At 70.8% G+C, this 22,836-nt stretch carries 19 protein-coding genes and 1 pseudogene; 1 reads left to right on the top strand and 19 read right to left on the bottom strand.

Annotated features, from left to right (window positions below):
* The coding region (locus D7X12_RS05360; protein ID WP_120624194.1) for a dihydroxyacetone kinase family protein at positions 1-1,607 on the top strand (1,607 nt) is incomplete at its 5' end.
* A 115-nt stretch (positions 1,608-1,722) separates the two neighbouring features.
* Here the strand turns inward: D7X12_RS05360 and D7X12_RS05355 are convergent.
* The 19 genes and pseudogenes from D7X12_RS05355 to D7X12_RS05265 all read right to left on the bottom strand — a co-directional run bounded on the left by D7X12_RS05355 (position 1,723) and on the right by D7X12_RS05265 (position 22,834).
* Positions 1,723-2,118 (bottom strand): hypothetical protein, encoded by a 396-nt coding sequence (locus D7X12_RS05355; protein WP_120624189.1) that lies wholly within the window; start codon positions 2,116-2,118, stop codon positions 1,723-1,725.
* 40 nt (positions 2,119-2,158) lie between these two features.
* Positions 2,159-2,635 carry a hypothetical protein gene (locus D7X12_RS05350; protein ID WP_120624188.1) on the bottom strand — a complete coding sequence of 159 codons (477 nt, stop codon included), beginning with the start codon at positions 2,633-2,635 and terminating at the stop codon, positions 2,159-2,161.
* Positions 2,636-2,996: 361 nt separating this feature from the next.
* Positions 2,997-4,523 carry a PH domain-containing protein gene (locus D7X12_RS05345; protein ID WP_120624187.1) on the bottom strand — a complete coding sequence of 509 codons (1,527 nt, stop codon included), beginning with the start codon at positions 4,521-4,523 and terminating at the stop codon, positions 2,997-2,999.
* Positions 4,513-4,998, bottom strand: a complete 486-nt coding sequence (locus D7X12_RS05340; RefSeq protein ID WP_120624186.1) for a PH domain-containing protein — start codon at positions 4,996-4,998, stop codon at positions 4,513-4,515. The genes D7X12_RS05345 and D7X12_RS05340 overlap by 11 nt, the downstream gene beginning before the upstream one ends.
* A gap of 88 nt (positions 4,999-5,086) precedes the next feature.
* Positions 5,087-5,389, bottom strand: a complete 303-nt coding sequence (locus D7X12_RS05335; RefSeq protein ID WP_120624185.1) for a PRC-barrel domain-containing protein — start codon at positions 5,387-5,389, stop codon at positions 5,087-5,089.
* Between the two features lie 101 nt (positions 5,390-5,490).
* A complete protein-coding gene (locus D7X12_RS44935) occupies positions 5,491-7,143 on the bottom strand; it encodes a sensor histidine kinase (RefSeq protein WP_120624184.1) in 1,653 nt (550 codons plus the stop codon).
* Between the two features lie 157 nt (positions 7,144-7,300).
* Positions 7,301-8,779: a multicopper oxidase family protein gene (locus tag D7X12_RS05325; protein ID WP_120624183.1), complete on the bottom strand. Its 1,479-nt coding sequence runs from the start codon at positions 8,777-8,779 to the stop codon at positions 7,301-7,303.
* Complete coding sequence (locus D7X12_RS05320; RefSeq protein ID WP_244224361.1) at positions 8,760-10,190, bottom strand: TolC family protein; 1,431 nt, start codon at positions 10,188-10,190, stop codon at positions 8,760-8,762. The genes D7X12_RS05325 and D7X12_RS05320 overlap by 20 nt, the downstream gene beginning before the upstream one ends.
* A 22-nt stretch (positions 10,191-10,212) precedes the next feature.
* Positions 10,213-10,827 carry a methyltransferase family protein gene (locus tag D7X12_RS05315; protein ID WP_120624182.1) on the bottom strand — a complete coding sequence of 205 codons (615 nt, stop codon included), beginning with the start codon at positions 10,825-10,827 and terminating at the stop codon, positions 10,213-10,215.
* Between the two features lie 87 nt (positions 10,828-10,914).
* Positions 10,915-11,460 carry an RNA polymerase sigma factor gene (locus tag D7X12_RS05310; protein ID WP_120624181.1) on the bottom strand — a complete coding sequence of 182 codons (546 nt, stop codon included), beginning with the start codon at positions 11,458-11,460 and terminating at the stop codon, positions 10,915-10,917.
* Positions 11,457-14,585, bottom strand: a complete 3,129-nt coding sequence (locus D7X12_RS05305) for an efflux RND transporter permease subunit (RefSeq protein ID WP_120624180.1) — start codon at positions 14,583-14,585, stop codon at positions 11,457-11,459. The genes D7X12_RS05310 and D7X12_RS05305 overlap by 4 nt, the downstream gene beginning before the upstream one ends.
* Entirely contained in the window at positions 14,575-15,777 is a 1,203-nt protein-coding gene (locus D7X12_RS05300) for an efflux RND transporter periplasmic adaptor subunit (RefSeq protein ID WP_120624179.1), read from the bottom strand. The genes D7X12_RS05305 and D7X12_RS05300 overlap by 11 nt, the downstream gene beginning before the upstream one ends.
* Complete coding sequence (locus D7X12_RS05295; protein ID WP_120624178.1) at positions 15,774-17,042, bottom strand: TolC family protein; 1,269 nt, start codon at positions 17,040-17,042, stop codon at positions 15,774-15,776. Before D7X12_RS05295 ends, D7X12_RS05300 begins: the two co-directional genes overlap by 4 nt.
* 102 nt (positions 17,043-17,144) lie before the next feature.
* Positions 17,145-17,459 (bottom strand): hypothetical protein, encoded by a 315-nt coding sequence (locus D7X12_RS05290; RefSeq protein ID WP_120624177.1) that lies wholly within the window; start codon positions 17,457-17,459, stop codon positions 17,145-17,147.
* 60 nt (positions 17,460-17,519) lie between these two features.
* Complete coding sequence (locus D7X12_RS05285; protein ID WP_120624176.1) at positions 17,520-18,353, bottom strand: peptidoglycan recognition protein family protein; 834 nt, start codon at positions 18,351-18,353, stop codon at positions 17,520-17,522.
* A 144-nt stretch (positions 18,354-18,497) separates the two neighbouring features.
* A complete protein-coding gene (locus D7X12_RS05280) occupies positions 18,498-18,806 on the bottom strand; it encodes a hypothetical protein (protein ID WP_120624175.1) in 309 nt (102 codons plus the stop codon).
* 4 nt (positions 18,807-18,810) lie between these two features.
* A pseudogene (locus D7X12_RS05275) lies at positions 18,811-20,327 on the bottom strand (DUF4331 domain-containing protein).
* Positions 20,328-20,483: 156 nt separating this feature from the next.
* Positions 20,484-21,611, bottom strand: a complete 1,128-nt coding sequence (locus tag D7X12_RS05270; RefSeq protein WP_120624174.1) for a HupE/UreJ family protein — start codon at positions 21,609-21,611, stop codon at positions 20,484-20,486.
* On the bottom strand, positions 21,608-22,834 hold the full coding sequence (locus D7X12_RS05265) for a tetratricopeptide repeat protein (RefSeq protein WP_120624173.1): 1,227 nt from the start codon (positions 22,832-22,834) through the stop codon (positions 21,608-21,610). The genes D7X12_RS05270 and D7X12_RS05265 overlap by 4 nt, the downstream gene beginning before the upstream one ends.
* Positions 22,835-22,836 lie beyond the last annotated feature (2 nt).

The raw sequence follows: 22,836 nt of genomic DNA, 5'->3' as shown, positions 1-22,836 counted from the left end.
GGGAGACGGTGGTGGTGCGCGCGGACGTGCCGGCGGCGCTGGGGGCTCGGCGGGTGGCGATTTTGTCCGGCGGAGGCAGCGGGCACGAGCCGGCGCCCGCGGGCTACGTGGGCGCGGGCATGTTGCACGCGGCGGTGGCGGGGGACGTGTTCACGTCACCCAGCGCGGACGCGGTGCTGGCGGCGATCCGCGCGGTGGCGGGCACGGCGGGTGCGCTGCTCATCGTGAAGAACTACACGGGAGACCGGCTCAACTTCGGGCTCGCGGCGGAGCTGGCGCGGGCGGAGGGCATCCCCACGGAGGTCGTCGTGGTGGCGGACGACGTGGCGCTGCACGACACGGTGGAGCCCGCGCGTCGGCGGGGCATCGCGGGCGTGGTGCTGGTGCACAAGGTGGCGGGCGCGGCGGCGGCGGCGGGTGCGTCGCTGGCGGAGGTGGCACGCGAGGCGACGGAGGCGGCCGAGGCGCTCGGCAGCATGGGCGTGGCGCTGGGGCCGTGTACGGTGCCCGCGGCGGGGCGGCCGGGCTTCACGTTGGGTGAGGACGAGGTGGAGCTGGGGCTGGGCATCCACGGCGAGCAGGGCGTGCGCCGGGTGGCGATGCAGCCGGCGGACGCGTTGGTGGACACGTTGCTGTCGACCATCGTGGAGGACCGGAAGGTGGGCGCGGGCGAGCGCGTGGCGCTGATGGTCAACGGCCTGGGGGGCACGCCGCCCATGGAGCTGGCGATCGTCACGCGCCGGGCGCTGGCGTTCCTCTCGGGGCGCGGGGTGAAGGTAGAGCGCGCGTGGCAGGGCACGTTCCTGTCGGCGTTGGAGATGCCGGGGTGTTCGCTCACGCTCCTGAAGGTGGACGACGCGCGGCTGGCGCGGCTGGACGCGGCCACGGACGCACCGGCGTGGCCGGGCAAGGGGACGCTGGTGGTGCAGCGCCGGGTGGTGTCCGTGCGGGACGTGCTCCCCACCATCAAGGGACATCCCAAGGAGCATCCGGAGATGGTGCAGGTGCGGGCGGCGGCGTTGGCGGTGGCGGACGCGTGGGATGCGGCGGAGGCGCGGCTGACGGAGCTGGACAGCGCGGCGGGGGACGGGGACCTGGGCTTGAGCCTGGCGCGAGGCGCGGCGGCCATCCGTGCGTTGCCGGAGACCGCGTGGGCCACGCCGTCGGGGGCGCTGACGGAGCTGGGGCAGGCGCTGCGGCGGAACATCGCTGGCAGCTCCGGACCGTTCTATGCGACGGCGCTGCTGAGGGCCGCCCGGCACCTGGCGAACCGGGTTCCGGATGCGGCGGCCTGGGCGAAGGCATTCCAGGTGGCCGTGGGCGCGGTGTCGGAGCTGGGCGGCGCGAAGCCTGGAGACCGGACCATGGTGGATGCGCTGCACCCGGCGGCGGAGGTGTTGGTGCGCTCCGTGCGCGAGGGCAAGTCGCTGGGCGACGCGTGGAGGGATGCGACGCTCGCGGCGGAGCAGGGCGCGGAGGCGACCGCCAGCATGGCGCCGAGGCTGGGACGGGCCAGCTACCTGGGAGATCGCGCGAAGGGGATTCCCGACGCGGGCGCCGCGGCCGTCGTCATCTGGATGAAGGCGCTGGCGCAGCGCGCTGACTGACGGGCCGGGAGGGAGCGTTTCGGAACATGGCCGACCGAGGCTCACGGGATGTCTTACCAGGGCTCGGGTCCTGGCCACCGCCGCGCATCGGGCGGGCGCCACGGCCCGAAATCGCCTACTTGGTATCCTCTTCTGATTCTTCTGTCTTCACCTCTTCCCCTTCAAGCGGTGCGCTCATGAACGCAAATCGCCCAGGCAATTGAACAACCATGAAACCCTTGCCAGCGATTCTGACGCGCTCTGCGTCCTTGGCCTTCCCACGGGTGAGCCATTTATCTGCATCTTCCTGAGTTGCGAACTCATGGGAGACCGTGAGCTTGAATGAGGGGTCAAAAAAATCCCTATAGAACCTACGGAATTCATCCTCTCTTCTGACGTGGCGAGGATAGATCAATGCAATCTGCGCAAGCTCGGTTGCATCTCTTTCTGGCGAGCCCTCCGGGTACTTTTGGCCAATAGCTCCAAGGATGCTGAGAATTGCATCTGTGTCGAAGTCTGGAATGTAGGGCATGGCAACGCCGCGCCTTTCGCCTTCTAGTTGTGGTTTTGTATTAGATGGGGACGAGAACGAGCCCGCTACCAATTATGGCAATCACAAAGACCACTCCGGCCACAACGACGGTAGTTCCGGGCGGTGCCTCGGGTGTGTGCTCTTGGAGCCAGTCGCGCGCAGCGTCGATGTTTGGGAAAGTCAGTCTCTTGCTGAGTGAGTCTTGTCGCTCAATTTCCTCTTGCTTGTCGACGCACTTATTGAATTCTTCGCGGCACTTCTTGGTGCAGAATTCGCGGTGCATGGCGGAGTGTTTCTTGATGCTCCAAATGGGAGGCTTGCGCCCCCAGCAGTTGTCGTAGCACTGTATTTGAAGTTCGTTGCAGTAAGCCTCTGCGCCAGATCCGCCGATCCCGCGCGCATCTTCTTTGAAGTCGATGCTGCTTGCGTCAGCGGCGATTACGTACACCTTTCGCTCGGGTACTTGCGTGTGGGCGCATCCGAGGTTTGCCATCGCCACTGCCACGAGCAGCGCCATCAAACCTCATTAGGTCTGCCGGGTGCATTGCTTGTCCCTCGGTGCTTCGCTGCGTTGTCTGCCTGCCATCTCGTCGACGCTCGGCGGAGTGAACTGGATCGAAAACAGCAGGGCGCTTCTAGGTTCCGCCCAGCTCATCGAGCGCCGAGCTTGTGAGCATATTCCTTCACTTTCCGCGAAGTCCGCGAAGGAGGGCCTGGGTGTCCTGGCCCGGACGGTGTCGAAGCCGATGTCTCTCTTATCTCCCCGCAGGCGACTTTCAATCTCAAGTTGTGGGAGGAGACGGGCCTGCGCGCCGTGACGCTGGGCAATGTGACGTTCCCTCCTGGATGGGATTGATGCGCTCCTCGCGGAAGCGGAGCTACCCCGGCAGCCGCGCGCCTCGGGACGGACGTCGGCCCGGGAGCTGGTCGATGAGCGACTGGGCCTCCTCCCAACCCACGCTGGGCAGCACGACCTGCGAGCCCGCCACGTCGATGCGCACGTGGCCAATGCCATAGCCGCGCTCCAGCGGCCCCTGTCGCGCGCGGACGGACTGGATGCGCGCTCGCTGCACCACCGTCGTGCGCCTCCGCCAGAAGCCCTGACGCACCACCACCAGCGTGTCGGTGACGAGCCATCCCTGGAAGCGCCAGTCGAACCACGCGCTCAGCAGCTGCACCGGCACCAGCCCCCACGCCAGCGCGCCCCAGGCTCCCCAGAACCACGTCGCGGGCGCGGCCACCAGCACGCTCAGGACCACGGCTCGGATCCTCGCCCGCAGGAGCGCCTTCAGGTGCGCGGGCCGCAAGGGCAGGGCGTCGATGTCGGCGGGCAGGTCCGGCACGAACTCGCGCAGCAGCTCGGGCATCCGGGTGGTGGGCACCACGGGCACCAGCAGCTCGGCTCGCTCCGAGGACTCCTTGCCCGTGCGGACACCCGCGGTCTCCACCTCCACCGAACCGAAGCCCAGCATGCGGCGCAGGAACGGTTCATCCAGCACCACCTGCTGGATGCGCGCCCGCCGCACCGTCACCTGCCGACGCGTGATGAGCCCACCCACCGCGCGCAGGTGCGTGCCGGTGTCCACCAGCCGGAAGCCATGGAAGCGCAGCACCGCGCGGGCGCCACTCACCAGCCACAGGCCGAACAGCCCCGCGAGCGCCGCCACCGTCGCCGCCAGCCACCCCATGCCCGGGGCCGCCATCAGCTCCCAGTGCTTCTCCATCCACGGCAGCAGCAGCTTGTGGAACGTCTCGGTGATCTCATGCAGGGCGCTCAACACCACCGCGAGGACACCCACGCCCAGCGCCGTCGCGCCGTAGAGCAGCAGGTCTCCCAGCCGCGCTTCGGAGAGCACCCGCTCGTCCGCGGAGGACTCTCCCGGCAGGAGCACCCTGGAAGCTTCGCCGCGCACCGCCTGGAGCGCCTGGATCAACGCCTGGGCGTCCTCCGGCGTCAGCCCCTGCAGGTGGCCGTCCGCCTTGCCGCCGGACGCCGTCTCCACCTTCACCTCCACGAGCCCGAGCAGCTTCGACACGAAGGGCTGGAGCACCTCCGTGTTCTGCACCCGCGCCGCCTCGATGAAGCGCGACGAGCGCGTGAGCACGCCGGAGCGGATCTCCAGCTGCGCGCCCACCACGCGGTAGCTCAACGTGGCCACCTCATAGAGCCCGGCCGCGAGCATCACCAGCGCGATGACCGAGACGATGATCCACAGGATGACGGGCAGGCCGCGCTCCCCCGCGAAGTACGTGGGCAGCAGCGCGGTGAGCAGCATGCGTCCGATTACCGTGGAGATGGGCACCAGCGCCGCGACGGGCGCCTTCGCGCTCAACCGCTTCCAGGGGACCTCTTCCGTGGACGACAGCGCCTGTCCGGAGACAGCGGGCTGCCCCTCAGACGACATCGTCGGCCTCGCGCCGCACCAACCGCTCACGCAGCGCGTCCGCCGTCTGCCGGGTGAGGCCCGGAATCTCTCCGTCCGCGCCGCGGCCCGACGCGGTGAAGATCTGCAGGCGCGCCAGCCCCAGCGCCCGCTCGATGGGGCCCTGGTGGACGTCCACGTGCTGGATGCGTCCCGCCGGGATGGACACCACCTGATGCAGCAGCACGCCGTGGGAGATGACCAGGTCGTGCTCGCGCAGCGCCCATCCCCACCGCTCGTGCGCGCGCTGCGGATACCACGCCGTCAGCACGCTCAGCCCCAGCACCACCGCGCACGGCACCAGGAAGGGCCAGTGCTCCACCCCCGCGAACGACAACGCCAGCGCCACGCCGAACGACAGCGCTCCGTACAGGCCCATGCGGATCAGCGCCAGGATGCGGAACAGCGTGAGCGCTCCGCGAGGAAGTCGTTCCAGCGTCGGCAGAGGGTGGGTCATGGGCAGGGCCTCCGGGAGTTCCCCGAATGTACCTGTATCCGCAGCCTCCTGCCGCTCCTGGGGTGTGCCGGCATGGGACCGCCGCGCGTCAGGGCGCGGGGGCGGACTCGGAATCGGAGGCGAGCACCTGTCGCAGCTCGTCCATGGTGGCGGACAGGAGCACCGTGTCACTCACCGAGTGCACGAGGCGGATGGGCAATTCAATCCGGCCCGCGTGGAAGTAGTTCCAGTATTTGCCCAGCTTCTCCGCGGTCTCCGAGTTCAACTTCACCTGGAGGGCCTCGACCCTCCAGCTCGCACCGTCGATGACCAGGGTCTCCACGGTCCCGAGCTCCTGCCCCCCGTCCGCGACGACCGTGCGGCCCTTCAGGACGCCTTCTGAAAATCGCATGTGCCTGCTCCTTCCCACTCCCAAGGATGCGGATGCCGCGAGCGCTGCGCCGCTGTTCTCGCGAAAGAATGAACGGCGGTCGTCCGTGTGCTCGCTCGGGCCTATTCCGCGACGGGCTGGAACGGCCGGGCATCCCAGGGCAGCTCCAGGGTGAAGGTCGTCCCCGTGTCGGCCTCGCTCGTGAGGATGACCGCTCCGCCGTGGGCCTGGGCGCAGCCCCACACCAACGTCAGTCCCAACCCCCAGCCCTTCGAAGGGCCCGCCTGCGCGGAGCGCGACCGGGAGAAGGGCCGGAAGATGTTCCCCTGTTCGACGTGGGGAATCATGGGCCCCTCGTTGTGCACGGAAGCCCGGGCCAGCGTGTCGGTCCGCGTGACCGTGAAGGTGATGCGCTGTTCGGTCGCGCCGTACTTGAGCGCATTGCTTCCCAGGTTCCACAAGGCCCGGCGCAGCTCCTCGGCGCTCCAGTGGCCCTGGACACGGTCGCTCGTCTTGAGGACGAACCGGTTTCCGTGCAGCGAGGTCAGCTCCTCCACGACCTCGTGGGCGATGTCGCCCAGGTCGCATTGGGTGAGTCGAAGCGGGAGCCGCTCGCCCGCGCGGATGCGGTTGGCGTCGAGCAGGTCCCGGACCATCTGGTCCGTGCGGTCGATGTTCCGGTCGATCTTCATCGCCAGGTCGCGCCGCTCGTCCAGCTTCTCCGGGGAGCGCATGAGCAGCTGGGCGCTCATCTTCGCAGCCGCCAGGGGGCCGCGCAGGTCATGGGCCAGGACGGAGACGAACCGCTCACGAAGGTCCCGTTCGGTCTGGAGCGCTTCGATCTTCTCCTGCAGGTCGGCGTACAGGCGGGAGGTCTCCAGGTGGATGCTCAGGTTCTGTCCCAGCGCCTGGAGTCGCGTCTTCTCCCGGAGGGTGAAGTCCCGGACCTCGGAGATGCCCACGTACACGACGCCCACCAGCGACTGGTGGGGTGGAAGTCGGACCCCGAGCACGGAGTGGATGCCGCTGCGGCGGAGCGTATCGCTCACCTTGCTCGTCGTGGTCTTGGCATCCCAGAGCGAGCTGGTCTCCTCGCCCGCGGCCGCGATCTGTCCCGCGAAGGACGACAGGTCCAGCGAAGCCGCGTACTGCCCCAGCTGCTCCTCCGCCTCTCCCACGGCGGCCGTCGCCACGAGCTTCTGGCGCTTCGGGTCGTACAGAAGCAGCGCGGCGCTCTGGGCTCCCATGGCTTCGCAGATCAGCCCGAGGACCTCCTTCATCCGGTTCCCCAGGGTCGACTCGTCCGCCAGCGCCTCGCTCGCCACCTTCTGGAGCAGCCGCAGGTAGCGCTTCTCCGTCTGCTCGTCCTCCAGCAGGTGCCGGGTGAAGAGCTCCGTCACGGACGTCGTGGCGGCATGCAGCTCCGTGAAGAGCCACTCGACGTCGTGGGCATCGGGCTGGCCTACCGGGGGAACGGCGGCCCACATCCGGGTGATGCACCGTCCCAGGATGGCGAACTCCTCCACGACCTCCGCCACATGGAATCCCTGGCGGAGCCGCGCGGACACGTGGCTCTCGACGTGCTTCTGCTGCACGCTGGCGCCTGTACCCGTGGGCTCCCGCTTGTCCGCGAGGGAGGTCAGGTAGGTCGGCATGATGTTCCTGAACTCAGGCGCGTTCAGCCCCCGGGCCGACGCGGCCCGCGTCGCCTCCTCTGTCCACAGGCGCATGATCTCGCCGTGATGACTCCGGATGATTTCCGCGACGCTGACCATGGTGCTTTCTCCGGCCTCAGACGGGCCAGAGCCGGACTAGCACCCGTGGTACCGGAGGGCGAGCAACACGGCCAAGGAAGGTCTGGTTTGAACAGACTCCTCCAAAATTGGCTGTCACCCACGGTTTGCGCAAGGGATGGCGGGGGCTGGCAAAGCTTCAGCCGCGCCGTGGGCTGCCCGGGTCCGCGCCGGGAGGGGCATTCACGTCGATGCCGTCGCGGCGCAGCTCGTCCGCCAAAGCCAGCTGTGCCAGCGTCCCGGGCGGAGGCGTGTACCAGCCGGGGTCTCCTTCGCCTTCCAGCCGCTGGCGCACCTTGAGGATGGTGAACATGCCGCCCATCGTGATCTCGTCGTAGGGCCCCTTGCCCCCCACCATGGCGATGGAGTTGTCGGGTACCGGCATGTGGTGCATGCCGCCCATGTCCCCCATGCCCGTCTGTCCCATGGTCATGTAGCCGGGCAGCAGCGGGCGCACCTTCGCGTCCAGGTTCCCCGGCTTCATGCCGACGACATTGGGCAGGTCGTGGCCCATCTGGTTCATCACGTGGTGGGTCATGTGACAGTGCATGGCCCAGTCACCGGGTTCATCCGCCACGAACTCGATGGTGCGCGTGCTGCCGGTGGGGACGAGCACCGTCGTCTCCGGCCACTGCGCGCTTTCCGGGATGCGGCCCCCGTCCGTCTCCGTGATGAGGAACTGGTAGCCGTGCAGGTGGATGGGGTGGTGGTCCATCGCGCTCAGGTTGCCGAAGCGGATGCGCACCCGCTCTCCCTGCCGGACGACGAGCGGCTCCGTGCCCGGGAACGCCCGCGCGTTCATCGTCAGGATGTTGAAGTCCGTCATCTCATTGGGATCCGGGCGCTTCGTGCCCGGGTCGATGCGCCACTCGTGCAACATGATGGCGAAGTCGCGGTCGATGCGGGGGCCCACCGGCTTGCGCGGATGGATGATGAACATCCCCACCATGCCCAGGGCCATCTGCGTCATCTCGTCGTGGTGCGAGTGATACATGCCCGTGCCCGACTGCCGCACCGTGAACTCGTAGCGGTACGTCTCCCCCGGCGCGATGGACTTCTGGCTGAGCCCGCCCACGCCGTCCATGCCGCTGGGCAGCAGGATGCCGTGCCAGTGCACCGTGGTGTTCGCGGGCAGCCGGTTGGTGACGTAGAAGCGGACGCGGTCGCCCTCCACCACCTCGATGGTGGGCCCGTGCACGTGGCCGTTGTAGCCCCAGCACGTGGCCTTGAGGCCCGGAGCGAATTCGTGCTCCACCTCCTGCGCCACCATGTGGAACACCTTCACGCCGTTCACGTCCTTCCACGGCAGCTTCGAGCCGTTGGGCACCACGACGGGCCGGTAGTCGCGCCCGGCCCTGCCCGGCGGCAGGTGTGTCTGCCGGGCGACGGGGCCGCCCGTGTCCGCGGCGGAGCCCTGCCGGGGACGCTTCGCGCCGGGCACGTCCGACTGTGCCTGGGCGGCGCCGCTCTTCATCAGCAGGGCGCCCGTCGCCAGTGAAGCGCCGGTGCGCGCCAGCATGCTGCGGCGGGTGAGGCCGGGGGCTTCCGGCGGGTTCGTGGTCTCGGCTTCCGTGTCCTCGGGCGCCGTGCGCGGGTCGTCAGTGCGGTGCGTGCTCATGGGGAGTTTCCGGAGAAGGAGGAGGGGGGGAGGGAGGAGGCGGGGCCGCGGGAGTCGCGCCGGCCGGCAGGCGGCCTCCCACGAGGCGTTCCAGGTCGGCCCGCGCCATCCAGTAGTCGCGGACGGCCTCCAGATAGGCCCGCCACGCCTCCACCTGTTCACGGCGGGCGACGAGGAGCGCGGGGAGGCCGATCTGCATCGCGTTGTACTGGCGCTGGGACTCTTCAAGGATGGTGGTGCGCAGGGGGAGCACGACCTTCTGATAACGGTCCGCCATGTTCCGCAGCGTCATCAGCCGCGCCCTCATGGCCCGCACGTCCGAGCGGGCGTTGACGGACAGCTCCGTCAACCGGTTCTCGCCCTGGCGGTACTGCGCCTCCAGCCTCGCGATGAGCCCCTGGCGCTGATCGAAGATGGGCAGCTCCAGCGACAGCGTGGGGCCGAACAGGCGGGGTCCGTTCGCGTCGCGGTGCGTGTGCACGCCCACCTCCACGCGGCCGAAGAAGCGCGTGCTGCGCGCCAGCTCCAGCGCATTCCACAACAGCGACGTCTGCTTCCGCGCCGCGTCGATGTCCAGCCGCTGCCGGATGGCGAGCGTCTCCAGGTGCTCCAGCGACGACTCGGCCGCGGGCACCTCCGGCAGCTTCTGCGACAGCGTCCACTGCACCCGCGCGCCGTAGAGGCCCATCAGCCGGTTGAGGTGCTCGCGGGACTCGAACAGCGCCAGCTCGTCCTGGGCCAGCTCCAGCCGGGCCTGCTCCAGGGACGCCTGCTCGGTCGCGAGCGCCAGGACCGTCACGTTGCCCGCGGCGCGCTGCCGGGTCGCGAGCTCCGCGGCGGCGTCCGCGGCCACGAGGACTTCGCGGCGCAGTGCGACGAGCTGCTGGTGGGCCTGCACCTCCGCGTACGTCTGGCGGACCTCCGCCGCGGTGGCCAGCGCCTCATGCGCGACGCGCAGCGTGTCCGCGATGAACTGCTCGTTCGCCACCCGCTTGCGCAGGGGCAGCGTGAAGAGGTCCACGAAGCTCTGGACGATGGAGAACTCGTGCTCGGTGTCGCCGGAGGAGGAGAGCGGGAAGCCGATGCTCCCGTCGAAGGTCGGGTTGGTCAGCAGGCCGGCCTGCACCATGTCCGCCTGGGACACGCCCAGCTCCTCGTACGTCCCCTGGAGGGCCGGGTTGTTGAGCAGCGCCACCTCCACCGCGTGGTCCGACGTGAGGTCCCCGCGCAGCAGGGCATCCAGGTGCTGCTGCACCTGCGCGTCCTCCGGGGTCCCCTGGTTCCAGCGGGTCTTCAGGCCCGTGCGCTCCTCCACGAGCGCGGCCACTTCCATGTGTCCTCGCTCCTTCTGGACGGAGGCACAGCCCCCCAGGAGGAAGGCGGCGAAGAGGGAGGGGTATTTCCAGTTCACTCGAGACCTCGAACGCTGTTGGTTATCGCAATCCCACGCCCGGGATGAAGCGGCCCACCCGCGCCGCATAGCGCTGGTAGGCGCTCCCGTGCAGCCCCTGCAGGTGGTCCTCTTCCAGCCTCACCTGCAGCGAGACCAGCAGCACGTAGTCGAGCCAGCCCATGACGGTCCATGCGCTCGGGGTCGCGAGTGTCACGCCCGTCACCACGGCGAGCATGCCGCTGAAGATGGGATTGCGAACGACGTTGAAGAGGCCGCCCGTCACCAGCTCCGTCCGTTCGGAGTCGATGCCGATGCGCCACGACGCGCCCATCTCCAGCTGCGCGCGGACCGTGACGACGAAGCCCGCGACGACCAGCGCCCAGCCGCTCCACCGGACGGATCCGGGCACCGCCCAGACCCCCAGCGCCGCCTCCCCCAACGCGAGGAGCGCCGCGCTCCAGAGCACGATGGCCCCCATGAACAGGGCCATGCCCACGCCAATCACCCGCTGGAGCGGCGGCCCTGAGCGGTGCAGCACCAGCGCGGGACGGCCCGTGCGCCGGCTCAGCCGGACTGACGGCAGCACCATGGCGAAGAGGAGGAAGGCGAGGGTGGCGAGGGGCAGGGCCAGCCGGGTGAAGGTGGTGACGTCCATGGGCGACTCGAAAGGAGGGGGACGGCTCCACCGTCCCTGTTTCCCCCTGCTGACGCTCGGGCCCGCGCGCTCTTACACCTGACATTTTCATGGGCGCGCGCAAGTGCAGTCCACGCACCCCTCCGCACAGCAGCGGCCGCACAGCTCCAGCAGCCTTCGTCCCAGGGCCTGCCGGGCCCGGTGCAGCCGGACGGCGGCGTTGTTGGGGGAGATGCCCGCCTCCTGGGCGAACGAGGCGACGCCCACGCCCTCCAGGTCCACGCGCCGCACCGCCTGGGCGTACTCGGGCTTGAGGGTGTCCGCGAGCCCCACCACGCAGCCGCACACCGTCGTCTCCAGCGCCGAGGCGTCCTCCGTGGACAGGGGTTGTTCGCGGGCCAGGGACTCCCGCGCGCTGTCTTCGCGGCGGGCGCGGCGGTGCGCGTCCACCAGCGCGTTGCGCAAGAGCCGGTAGAACCAGGCCACCGCGCTCTGCTCCTCGCGCAGCGCCCCTCCCGCTTCCAGGCCCTTCACGAAGGCGGCCTGCAACACCTCACGGGCCGCCTCCGGGCCTCCCACGCGCGGGGTGAGGAACGCGAGGAACGCCTGGCGATGGCGCAGCAGGGCTTCGAGCGCTTCGGGCGACAGGCTCATGTCGTCGCCTTCCGCGCCGCCCTGCGGGCCGCGAAGCGCTCCTGGTAGCCGTGCACCAGCGCGTAGAACGTGGGCAGGGCCAGCAGCGTGAAGAGGGTGGACGTGACGAGCCCGCCCACCATCACCACCGCCAGCGGTCGCTCGATCTCCGTGCCATGCAGCGGCAGCACCAGCAGGGGCAGCAGGCCGAGGATGGCGGTGGCCGCCGTCATCAGCTTGGGGCGCACCCGGCCGAGGCTCGCCTCGCGCACGGCCTCATTGAAGGGCCTGCCCCGGGCGATGAGCTCCTTCGTCTGCGACACGAGCACCAGGCCGTTCTGCACCGCGATGCCGAACAGGCCGATGAGCCCCACGAGGCTGGACACGTTCCAGGTCTCGCCCGCGAGGAGCAGCGCGAGGATGCCGCCCACGAACGCGTCCGGCAGTGTGGCCAGGATGACCAGTGCCTCCGCCACCGAGTCCAGTGCGAGGTACAGGAGGATGAACACCGCCAGCAGCGCCAGCGCGATGGCCGCCGTCAACGACTGCGCGGCGCGCTCCTGGCTCTCCACCTTGCCGCCCACGTCGACGAAGTAGCCCGTGGGCAGCTTCAGCTGCGCATCCAGCACCTCGCGCAGCTCCGCCGCCGTGCTGCCCAGGTCCCGGCCCGTCACGCCCGCCTCGACGGCAATGCGCCGGCTGCCCGCCTCCCGCCGCACGCTGCCCGCGCCGAAGGTCTCTTCAATCGTCGCGAGCTGGCTCAAGGGGATGCGCGTGCCGTCGTGCCCGTCCACCAGCAGGTTGCGCAGGGCGTTCACGTCACCCCGGCGGTGATCCGCCAGCCGCAGCACCAGGTCATACCGGCGCTGGCCCTTCCAGATCTGCGCGGCCTCCTCGCCCACGAGCCCCACGCGCACGGCGCGGATGACGTCCCCGGGGGTCAGCCCCACGCGCGCCACCGCGGCGCGGTTCACCTGGATGCGCAGCTGCGGCAGGCCGCTCAGCTTCTCCACCCGCAGGTCCTCCACGCCCTCCACCTTGGCCATCAACGCCTGCGTGCGCTCCGCGAGCGACGCGAGCGTGTCCAGGTCCGGCCCGAAGATGCGCACGGACAGGTCCGCCGGACTGCCGCCCAGCCCCTCGTCGATGCGCATCCCCAGCGGCGTGGTGAAGAGCGCGGACACGCCGGGCACCTTCTCCACCGCCTCGCGCATCCGTGACTCCAGCGCCTCGCGGTCCCCGGTGACGTCCTTCTTGAGGACCACCAGCACGTCGGACAGGGTGTGGGGCATCGGGTCCTCGGTGCGCTCGGCGCGGCCGGTGCGCCGCACCACGTCCTCCACCTCCGGGAACTCGCGCAGCACGTCCTCCACGCGGTGGTTGAGCCGGTCCACCTCGTCCAGCGACGCCTCCGGGGGCAGCACCGTCTGGAGCAGGAAGGCGCCTTCATCCAGCCGGGGCATGAAGTCGCTGCCCACCAGCGTGGCCAGCCCCAGCGCGGGCACGGTGATGGCCAGCGCCACCACGCGCACCCGTCCCGCGTGACGCATGCACGTGTCCAGCAGGGGCGCGTACACCGCCTTCGCCTTGCGGATGAGCCACACGTCTTCCGGCGCGCCCTCGCGCGGGGCCCGCAGCAGGAGCCCGGACACCACCGGCACCAGCGTGAGCGCCAGGCCCAGCGACGCGGCCAGACACGCCACCACCGCCGCCGCGAGCGGCTGGTACATGCGGCCCTCGATGCCCGTCATCGCGAACAGCGGGATGAACACCGACACGACGATGAGCGTGGCGAACGCGATGGGGCGGCCCACCTCCATGGCCGCGGCCAGCGCCTCCTCGCGCACCGAGCGGCGGCCCCGGCCTTCGCGCAGGTCGTGGATGACGTTCTCCACGACGATGATGGCCGCGTCCACCAGCAGGCCCACCGCGATGGCCAGGCCTCCCAGCGTCATCGTGTTCAACCCGATGCCCGCCGCCTTCAGCAGCAGCCCCGCCAGCGCCAGCGACAGGGGCAGGGTGAGCGTGACGATGAGCGCGGCCCGCCAGTCTCCCAGGAGCAGGAAGAGCACCAGCACCACCAGGAACGCGCCCAGCAGGATGGCCCGGCCCACGCCGCCCAGCGCGGAGCCCACCAGCTCTGATTGGTCATAGACGACGCGCAGCTCCACCCCCGGGGGCAGCGAGCGGCGCAGCTCTTCCAGGGCCGCGCGCACCCCTTGCGTCACCTGCACCGTGTCCGCGCCGAACTGCTTGCTCACGCGGCAGCTCACCACCTCGCCCTTGAGCCGGTGCGCCAGGCCCCGCCGCAGCGCCGGTGCCTCGCGCACGTCCGCCACGTCCCCCAGCAGCACCGGGGTGCCGTCGCGCAGCGCGACCACGGTGTTGCTCAGGTCCTCCACCGTCTCCGCGCGCCCCACCGCGCGCACGGCCCACTCCATGGGGCCCTGCACGACGAAGCCTCCGGACGCGTTGACGCTGGCGCCCTCCAGGCCGTGCTGCACTTCGTTGAGGGTGACGCCTCGCGCGACGAGCTGATCCGGATCCAGCAGCACCTGGAACTGGCGCAGGTAGCCGCCCAGCCGCTCCACGCCGGAGACGCCGGGCACCGCGAGCAGCCGGTTCTTGAAGTCGAACTCCGCCAGGTCCCGGAGCGCCATCAGGTCCGCGCTGCCGGGCTCCGCCTCCAGCGTGAACTCGAACACCTCGTTGAGGCGGCCGGTGAGGCTGGACACGAGCGGCGCGTCGGTGCCGGGGGGCAATTCGCCCTGGGCCTGGCCCACGCGCTCCGCGACGTACTGGCGGCTGCGGAAGTAGTCCGCGTCCGGTTCGAACTCCACGGTGACCTGCGTGACGCCCAGCTGCGAGGTGGAGCGGATGCGGCGCACCTGCGGCAGGCCCGCCAGCGCCACCTCCATGGGGATGGCCACCGCCGTCTCCAGCTCCTCGGCGCCCATGGCCGCGTTCTGCACGATGATGTTGAAGATGGGCGCGGACAGGTCCGGGAAGACGTCCTGGCGCAGGTTCTTGAGCGCCACCGCGCCGAACGCCGCCAGCGCCAGGACGAGCACCACCGTCAGGCCGGGCCGGGCGAAGGAGGTCGCCAGGATGCGTCCCGGCAGGGACGTGCGTGGATCAGTGGCCATGCTCGTCGCCCCCGCCCTTTGATTTCTCCACCTCGGCCTTGAGGAGGAACGCGCCGTCCACCACCACCTGCTCCCCGACGGCGAGCCCCGACAGCACCTCCACCTGCGCGCCCACGCTGCGGCCCCGGCCCACCTCGCGCTGCTCGAAGACGCCCGCCTCCGGCGTCGGCACGAAGGCCACCCAGCCGTTCTCCAGGCGCTGGAGCGCGGCGGCCGGCACCGCGGTGAGCGTGGTGCCCGGGTCGCCCAGGGGCACGGACGCCGTCGCGGACATGCCCGGCCGCAGCAGCCCCTTGTCGTTGGACAGCTCCAGCCGCACGGGGATGGTCCGGCTGGACGGGTCCACGCGCTGCCCCACGTGGCCCACCTTCGCGGCGAACTCCTGGCCCGGGAACGCCGCGAACGTCACGCGCGCCTCGGCGCCGGGCTTCAGCCGCACCGCGTCCCGCTCGAAGGCGTGCACGATGAGCCACAGCGACGACAGATCGCCAATGCGGAAGAGCGGCTGCGCCGGATCCGCCATCTGCCCCAGCCGCGCCGCGCGTTCGATGATGGTGCCAGCGATGGGGGCCGTGAGCGCGAAGCCCGGCGTCCCGTCCGTCGCGGTGCTGCTCGCGCCCAGGGAATTCAACGAGGCCTTCGCGGCGGCGACCTCCGCGTCCGCCGCGGTGGCCTCCGCTTCGGCGGACTGCACGTCCTTGCGCGCGACGATGTGCTCCGCGGCCAGCGAGCGCTTGCGGTCCGCGGCCTGACGCGCGGCGGTGGCGCGGGCCTGCGCGGCCTGAAGCTCCGCGCGGGCGCGGCCCAGCTCCGGACTCTGGAGCTCCGCCAGCCGCTGGCCCTGCTTCACCGCCTGCCCCGTGGTGACGAGGACGGCGGCCACGCGCGCGGGCACGGGCGTGGCCACCTCCGCGTAGGCGTCCTCGCTGAAGGTCAGCTCCCCCAGCGCGGTGACGCTCTCCCCACCGGGGCGCGCCTCCACCTTCGCCGTGGTGACGCGCAGGTCCCGGAGCATCTCCTGGGGGACGTGCACGTGGATCTCCTTGCCGTCCTCGACGTGGGCCTTCCCGGACGAGGCCTCGTCATGCCCGTGCTCTTCGCGCTCGCCATGCGCGTCGTCGTGGCCGGCCTTCGAGGGCTTGCAGGCGGTGAGGCCCAGCAGGGCGGTCAACAGCAGGAGGGCGGACTTCATGGCGAGACTCCCATTTCCACGGCGTAGCGCACGCGAGCGAGCCCTGCCTGGAGGAGGCTGTCGAGCCACGCGGCCCGCGTCTCCATCACGTCGCGGCGGATGAGCATGAACCCGGCGAGATCCAGCTCCCCGGCGTCGTAGGAGCGCCGGGCGAGCGCTTCGTTGTCGGTGAGCAGCAGCAGCCCTCCTTCCTGCTCGAACACATCCAGGGCCTCCACACGCGCGTTGAAGCGAATCCTCGCGGCGTTCATCTGGTTCGACACGGCCTGGCGCGCGGCCTTCAGGGCCTTCTGGGCACCCACCACCTGCGCCTCCGCGGAGATGCGCGCCTCCTGCCCCCGGGCGAAGAGGGGCAGCGGCACGCTGAGCGTTCCCAACAGCACCGTCTCATTCGCCTCGCGCTGGTAGCGAACGCCCAGGGACACGTCCGGCAGCGCTTCGCGTCGGCCCAGGGTGGCGGTGGCCTGGGCCTGGGCCTCCTGCTCCTCCAGCGCCGTGAGGTCCGAGCGCTCCAGCTTCTTGTCCCCCCCGGGGCCGCGAAGCGGCGCCAGGGCCAGGGCACGCAGGTCGCCCTGGATGCTGGCGGCCTCCGTGAAGCTCACGCCCAGCAGCGCACGCAGCTCGTCCTGCAGCGCGTTCACCTCACCTTCGGCGTTCGTGGCTTCCACCCGGATCCGGGCCCGGGCTGCCCGGGCCACGTTGAAGTCCAGGATGGGCACGTCTCCGGCATCGAAGCGGTGTCCGGTGGCGAGCACGGTGTCGCTCGCTGCTTGCAGGGCGGCGTTCGCCAGCTTCAGCCGCTCCTGGGCGTGCAGCACGCGCAGGAAGGCGCTGGCCACCTCGCCCACGACGAGCCGTTCGGCGTCGCGCAACAGGGCCTCCTCGCGGGCGAGCCCGGCCCGCGCGGCCTCGCGGCGCAGGCCCTGCTGGCCCCCCAGCTCGAAGGGCTGCGAGACCCCCGCGGCGACATCCATCGTCCGTGCTCCGGTGACGAGCCGGCGCGGGCCGGCCTGGACGTCGACCTGGGGATTGCCATGCAGCAGGGGGGCGGCGCCCGCCACGGCACCCCGGGCGGCCTGGACGCGTGCGCGGGCCTCCACCAGGGCCGGCGCACGCTCACGGGCCAGCGCGAGGACGGCTTCGAGCGTCAGGTTCTCGGTGTGGACGACGGCCCGCAAGTACGTGTGCGGCGCCGCGCCAACGGGGTTCGAACAGAGCAGGGCGGCGGCCAGCCCGAAGGCGGCCGTCGCGGAACGGATGGGCACGGAGGTGGACCTCTCGGAGGACGTGCGCGTGACGCCAGCGTTCCCGGACAAGAGCCGGGCACACCGGTGGCGGAGCGCGTGCGAACGACGACGGACGCAGGCCTAAGCGAGAGGGACTATGGGGACGTGCAGGATGTCATCCGCGTCGGCGGACGACGGCTCGGCGTCCTCGAGCGTGATGCGCGGAGTCCGGAGCAGGGGGCTCACGAAGCCCGGCAGGGGGACGGCGACCGCCAGGGGCTTCACGTGGCTGCAACAGGCGCAGTCCACGCAGGTGGGCGCGCACTCGCCCTGGGCGTCGTCATCCTCGCAGCCCATGGCGCAGGCCTCCGCCGGCCCCGGTCCGAAGGCATGCGCGAGGCCGCCTCCCACCGGAGCGAGCAGCAACAGCCAGATGAAGAGCCAGAGGCGGAGCACCGGGGCGGACTTCTAGCACGCCCCGTCGCATGGACGCACGCAGGCAGGCGGTGGAACGCTTCAGCCGCCAATGCCCTTGCGCAGCCGGTTCCAGTCGAAGTTGGCCGCCGGGTCGTCCTTGCGGCCCTTGGGCACCGCGACGTCCTTGTGCCCGAGGATGTTGGCCGCGGGCACCTTGTGCTCCTGCTTCAGGTAGCCCACCAGCTGCGTCAGCGCCTTGTACTGCGCGTCGGTGAAGGGCGTCTTGCCGCTGCCGTCGTTGACGATTTCAATGCCGATGGAGCGCGCGTTCACGTCCGTGGGCACGCCGTGCAGCTCCGACTTGCCCGCGTGCCAGGAGCGCTTCTCATCCCCGACGAGCTGGTAGATCTTCCCGTCCGTGTCGAGCATGTAGTTCGCCGACACCTTGCTGTCCGGGTTGCGCATCCACGCCAGGTCGCCCTTGCCGTTGTTGGTGCCCGTGTGGTGCAGGACGATGGCGTCGATGTCCGTGCCGTTGCGGGAGTCCGCGTTGGGCGACGGCGCGCTGATGACCGGCGGCTTGGTGAACTTCCCCGGCTGCGTGGGCGGGTTCTGCACCGGCGGCTTGCCGAGCGCCTTCTTCAGCGCCGCCGCCGTCTGCTCCCCGTAGAAGCCGGTGGCGGGCAGCTTGTGGGCGGTCTGGAACTTCTTCACCGCCCCCTCGGTCAGGGACCCGAACGTGCCCGGCCCCGTGGCCGCCTGCGCCTTCGTCAGGTAGCCCAGCTTCACCAGCCCATCCTGGAGCTGCTTCACCTTCGGGCCCGAGTCGCCCTTGCGCAGCCCCGCGGGAGGCGCCGTGATGGCCGTGGCCGGGGCGGCCACCCGCGTGGAGGCGGCGGTCGTGACGCGGGAGGAGGGAGGGCGGATGCTCATGGCGGAAAATCCCAGGAAGGTTGGACAAAAGTGGCGCTGTCGCGATTATCGCCGCGTCCGGCCAGGAGTTGTCACATCTCCCTCATGCAACAGCCCCGACACCCGGGTTTGCGGGTCTCGGGGCTGCGAGTGGCCGACTTCACCCTACGGCTCGAAGAAGCTGGGCGGGAACGCGTCCGCAGGCTCGTTGTCGACGAAGGTCTTGTCGTCGAGGGTCACGGGCGTGCCCGTCTCGTTGGTCTGGTTCAGGATGAGTTCACGGACGAAGGTCGTGAATTCGATGTTCGTGGGGCCGGCGTCCGGGGTGCCCGCGTCCGGGGTGCCGGAATCGGGCGTGCCGGAGTCGGGCGGGGTGCCGCCATCCGGCTTCGGATCATCGTCGTCGCTGCATCCCGTGTAGGCCAGGGTGGCGCCCAGCGTCAGGAGGCAGGCCATGGCTCTCAGGCTGCGCATGGCATCACGTCCCGTCGCCGTTGGCGCCCGCGTTGGGCACCGTCAGATAGGGGAACACGGCGTCGAACTGCGAGGAGTCCTGCAGCACGGCGTCGTGGAACGGGACGTTGCGCGAGGGGGCCTGGACGTCGTCGGCCAGCAGGTAGCCCATGGCCACGCGCAGCTCGATGTCCACCACGTCGTCGCCGGGGCGCCGTCCGTTGGGGAAGCCCACTGGGTCGCAGCCCGGGAGGCTGGTGTCGAGCACGCCGTTGAGGAAACAGCCGGTGGCGCCCAGGTTGTTCTGGGCCCCCCGGGGCTTGGGCGGCAGCGCCGTGTTCAGGCGCTGCATCTCCGCCGTGGAGCCGTTGGCGTTGACGCCAGGGACGCCGGTGAGGAACGCCGCCACCAGGTCCGCGCGCGGGAAGACGGTGGGCGCCTTGGTGCCGAAGAGCGTCTCCAGCAGGGCGGGGTGGGGTTCGTCACGTAGGTGGCGAACTGGGCGTCGTCCTTGGGCTGGCTGGCGTTGAACCTGTCCTTGTCCGGCAGGCCGACGACGACCTCGTTCACCAGCGGCATGCCCAGGCGGCTGATCTGCTGCCACGCGCCACCGTCCCGCGAGGGCTTCGCGAACGTGGGCGACGGGTTGATGGCGCGCGCCTGGCGCACGCTCGAGCTCGTCCAGCCACCGAGGATGTCCTGGGTGCCGGCCTTGAGGCAGGCGATGGGGACCTCCAGGGCGAGCGTGGTGATGTTGTTGCTCGCCAGCGGGTTGGCCACCGCGCCGCGCTTGGTGGGGTCGGTGATGATGGCGGCGGGCGCGTTCACCAGGTCGAAGATGGGCCCCAGGTTGACCGCGAAGGACTCCTTGCGCTGTCCGACGAACACCCGGCCTGGCGTGGCGCAGTCCGGGATGTTCACCGAAAAGATGTGCTCCCGCGCATACGCCTCGTAGACGGGCGGCAGGCCCAGTGACTTCGTGCCGATGTAGTCCGTGGGCTTGCGGAAGGTGGCCGAGCCGCCCACCGCGTTCGTCACGTCCTTGGCGACGCCGGTGCGGCGGTTGCCGCGGATCACCTTGAGCGTGTAGGACTCCTGCACGTTCAGGGCGGCCTGGTTCGCCGTGGTGATGGCACCCACGTTGAAGAGCGGCACGGCGACCGTCTTCGCCTGCGCGCCGGTGCCGATGGTCAGCGTCAGGCCGTTGTTCGCGTTGGCCAGCGTGTTGGTGAAGCGGAACTGGAAGGTGATGTCCTCCTGCGCGTTCCCATCGTTGTCGATGTGGATCTCGTACAGCGCTTCCGGATCCATCGTGAAGAAGTTCGGACCGCCGTACGCCTCCTGGAAGGGGATGTAGTTGGCGATCAGCGTCACGAAGTCCGCGCGGTCCGCCTCATAGCTGCGGAACATGTAGAAGTCGGTCGAGTCGACCTTGGGTGCCTTCGTGATGAAGGGTGCTTCGCGGTGGCTTGACGCAATGGCGCCCGTCGCGCCCAGCGTGGTCGCGACGGTAAGGACCGCCGCGATTGTCCTGGCTCTCATCGACTCCTCCTCCTGCTTCGGTGATTCGGAACGCGGAAATGCCCGGGATGTCGTGCGAAGGCAGGACATATCTCCAGGCGAAAGCCTCACGCGTTTCCGAATGGCCCTGATTGCTCCTGACAACGAAACCCTGCCCCGCGGGGAGGGGTGGGCCCGTCAGGTGAAGGACACGCCCACGCCGAACGCGCGCTCCACGAACCACGCACACGCCACCAGGGCGATCAGCGCGGAGCCGCCCACGAGCAGTGCACGGCGGTAGACGGGCGTGGCGCGCAGCAGGTACGCCACGGGCAGGAAGACAGCGACGCACGCGAGCTGTCCCAGCTCCACGCCCACGTTGAAGCCGAGCAGCGTCACCGCGAGGCTGCCCGCGGGCAGCTCCAGGTCCGCCAGCACCGACGCGAAGCCAAAGCCGTGCAGGAGCCCCAGCGCGAACGCCGCCAGCCAGCGGGTGCGGTCCATCCACGGGAAGACGTTGTTGAGCGCGGCGACGATGACGCTGGCCGCGATGGCGGACTCCACCCACCGCGACGGCAGCGACACCCAGCCCAGCGATGCGGCGCTCAGCGTCAGCGAGTGCGCCAGCGTGAAGGCGGACACCACCTTCACCACGTCCCGCACCGCCGCGCCGAAGTCCGCCACCGGCACCAGGCGGCCCGTCTCCCGGTCGCGCCGCAGCACGGACGGCAGGAGCAGCGCGAGCAGGAAGAGCAGGTGATCCACTCCGTCCCAGATGTGCTCGACGCCGGAGTGCACCATCTGCCCGAAGCGCCGCCATGGGGACAGTCCCTCCAGCGACACGCGGGCGGTGTGGCGCGTGGCGGAGAGGACCAGGGGCTCACCGGCGCCGTCGCTGCCCACCCGCACGATGCCCCGGTGCTGCGGGTCTCGGTCGAAGAGCAGCGCGTAGTCCACGTCCAGCGCGCGGGGCACGGCCGCGCACGCCGCGGTGAAGTCGACGACGGCATAGGCCCCGTCGGAGTGGCGCACCACGCGCAACGCGGCGGCGGAAGTCAGGGGGCACGGGGCGCCGTCGGAGGACAGCTTCAGCCGGGCGAGCGCGTAGCCCGCGACGTCCGCCTGACGCGCGCGCACCTCGCCCCAGGTGATGGCACCGTCTCCGTCCGCGTCCAGGACCAGCACCTCCTCCAGGTCGCGCAGGGCCACGTCCCAGCGGCCGGTGAAGCCGGTGCCGGCGCGGTCCAGGTGCAGGTAGCTGTCGCTCGGCTTGTGGGCGAGCGCGGCCAGCGGGAGGAGCAGCAGCGCGAGCGCGAGGGCCTTCATCGGGAGGCCTTTCGCACGCGCTCGGCGAGTGCCAGCGGGCCGGGGTCGTCCGCGCCGCTCGCTTCCAGGAAGCGCAGCACGGGGGCGGCGGCGTCGGGGGTGCGGTGCGCGAGCGCGGCCTCCAGCAGGATGCGCGCGTCCCATGGCTCGTGCTGCACCTCCCAGTTCGCCTGGGCCAGCCTCAGCGCCTTCGCGGTGTCCTTCTCGACGTGGAGCGCGAAGCGGGCCTCCTCTCGCGCGTGCAGGGCGTCGCCGCGCAGGTGGCTGGCCGCGTAGCGCGACGCCAGCTCCGCGACCAGCGCGGGCGCCTCCGGTGAACCCAGCGCCACCTCCGCGAGCACGCGGCGCAAGAGCTGGTTGTCGTCCTCGCCGTGGTCCTTCACCAGAGCGATGACGTCGCGCGGGCGGTCCAGCTCCAGCAGCAGATCCGCGTAGGCGGCGCGGGTGTAGGCGTCACCCGGATCCATCGCCAGCACGCGGGCGTAGAGCTTCGCGGCGCGCTCCGTGTCGCCCGAGCGCGCGGCGGCCTCCGCCAGCGTGGACAGCGCCCACGCCTCTTCACCCCGCCCGTGCGCCCCCCGCGCCATCGCGGCGGAGAGCCGCGCGTACGCGTCCCGGGAGCGGCCCGCGAGGCTCAGCACCTGGGCCTGACACACGGCCCCGGCCAGCGACCCCGCCAGGGGCGCGAGCGCCGCGCAGCTCCTCGTCGCCTCCGCGTGCTCGCCGCGCACGCCCAGCACGACGGCGCGCGTGAGCCACGCCTGCGCGTCCTCGGGGGACTCGCGCACCAGGGCGTCCAGGTCCGCCAGGGCGGCGGGGAACTCATGGCGGCCCTGGAGGATGGTGGCGCGCAGCAGGCGCACGCCCGGGGGCGGGGTGGCCGCGTCCCACCAGGGCGCGAGCGCCGCCTGCGCGTGGCCCAGGGAGCGCGGGTCCCCGGAGGCCCGGCCCTCCTCGATGTCCAGCCGCGCCAGCCGCAGCGCCAGGTCCAGTTGATCCGCGCGGGCGCCGAGGGCCCTCCGGAGCGCCGCACGCTCGCGGGCCTTCGCATCCGTCGCGGTCGCCGGCACCTGGGCGAGCACCGCGTCATCGGTGGCCGGGGTGAAGGGCACGCGCTCCGCCGCGGGAGACTGGCCACAGCCGCCAAGGACCAGCGACACCGCCAGGGTCAACCCGAGCGTGGCGCGCGAGACACCGCGAGACGGCAGGAAGGATGAGCGCATGG

Origin of the sequence: Corallococcus sicarius (genome assembly GCF_003611735.1) — a bacterium.
Classification (GTDB): Bacteria; Myxococcota; Myxococcia; order Myxococcales; family Myxococcaceae; genus Corallococcus; species Corallococcus sicarius.
This window is presented reverse-complemented; position numbering and strand designations above follow the sequence as displayed.

Excerpts from the sequence above, each read along its gene's own strand:
- D7X12_RS05350 (WP_120624188.1), bottom strand. The coding sequence starts at position 2,635 with ATGGCGCTGCTCGTGGCAGTGGCGATGGCAAACCTCGGATGCGCCCAC.
- D7X12_RS05285 (WP_120624176.1), bottom strand. The coding sequence starts at position 18,353 with ATGAGCATCCGCCCTCCCTCCTCCCGCGTCACGACCGCCGCCTCCACG.
- D7X12_RS05325 (WP_120624183.1), bottom strand. The coding sequence starts at position 8,779 with ATGAGCACGCACCGCACTGACGACCCGCGCACGGCGCCCGAGGACACG.
- D7X12_RS05340 (WP_120624186.1), bottom strand. The coding sequence starts at position 4,998 with ATGACCCACCCTCTGCCGACGCTGGAACGACTTCCTCGCGGAGCGCTC.
- D7X12_RS05310 (WP_120624181.1), bottom strand. The coding sequence starts at position 11,460 with ATGAGCCTGTCGCCCGAAGCGCTCGAAGCCCTGCTGCGCCATCGCCAG.
- D7X12_RS05345 (WP_120624187.1), bottom strand. The coding sequence starts at position 4,523 with ATGTCGTCTGAGGGGCAGCCCGCTGTCTCCGGACAGGCGCTGTCGTCC.
- D7X12_RS05315 (WP_120624182.1), bottom strand. The coding sequence starts at position 10,827 with ATGGACGTCACCACCTTCACCCGGCTGGCCCTGCCCCTCGCCACCCTC.
- D7X12_RS05280 (WP_120624175.1), bottom strand. The coding sequence starts at position 18,806 with ATGCGCAGCCTGAGAGCCATGGCCTGCCTCCTGACGCTGGGCGCCACC.
- D7X12_RS05335 (WP_120624185.1), bottom strand. The coding sequence starts at position 5,389 with ATGCGATTTTCAGAAGGCGTCCTGAAGGGCCGCACGGTCGTCGCGGAC.
- D7X12_RS05355 (WP_120624189.1), bottom strand. The coding sequence starts at position 2,118 with ATGCCCTACATTCCAGACTTCGACACAGATGCAATTCTCAGCATCCTT.
- D7X12_RS05270 (WP_120624174.1), bottom strand. The coding sequence starts at position 21,611 with ATGAAGGCCCTCGCGCTCGCGCTGCTGCTCCTCCCGCTGGCCGCGCTC.
- D7X12_RS05265 (WP_120624173.1), bottom strand. The coding sequence starts at position 22,834 with ATGCGCTCATCCTTCCTGCCGTCTCGCGGTGTCTCGCGCGCCACGCTC.
- D7X12_RS05305 (WP_120624180.1), bottom strand. The coding sequence starts at position 14,585 with ATGGCCACTGATCCACGCACGTCCCTGCCGGGACGCATCCTGGCGACC.
- D7X12_RS44935 (WP_120624184.1), bottom strand. The coding sequence starts at position 7,143 with ATGGTCAGCGTCGCGGAAATCATCCGGAGTCATCACGGCGAGATCATG.
- D7X12_RS05300 (WP_120624179.1), bottom strand. The coding sequence starts at position 15,777 with ATGAAGTCCGCCCTCCTGCTGTTGACCGCCCTGCTGGGCCTCACCGCC.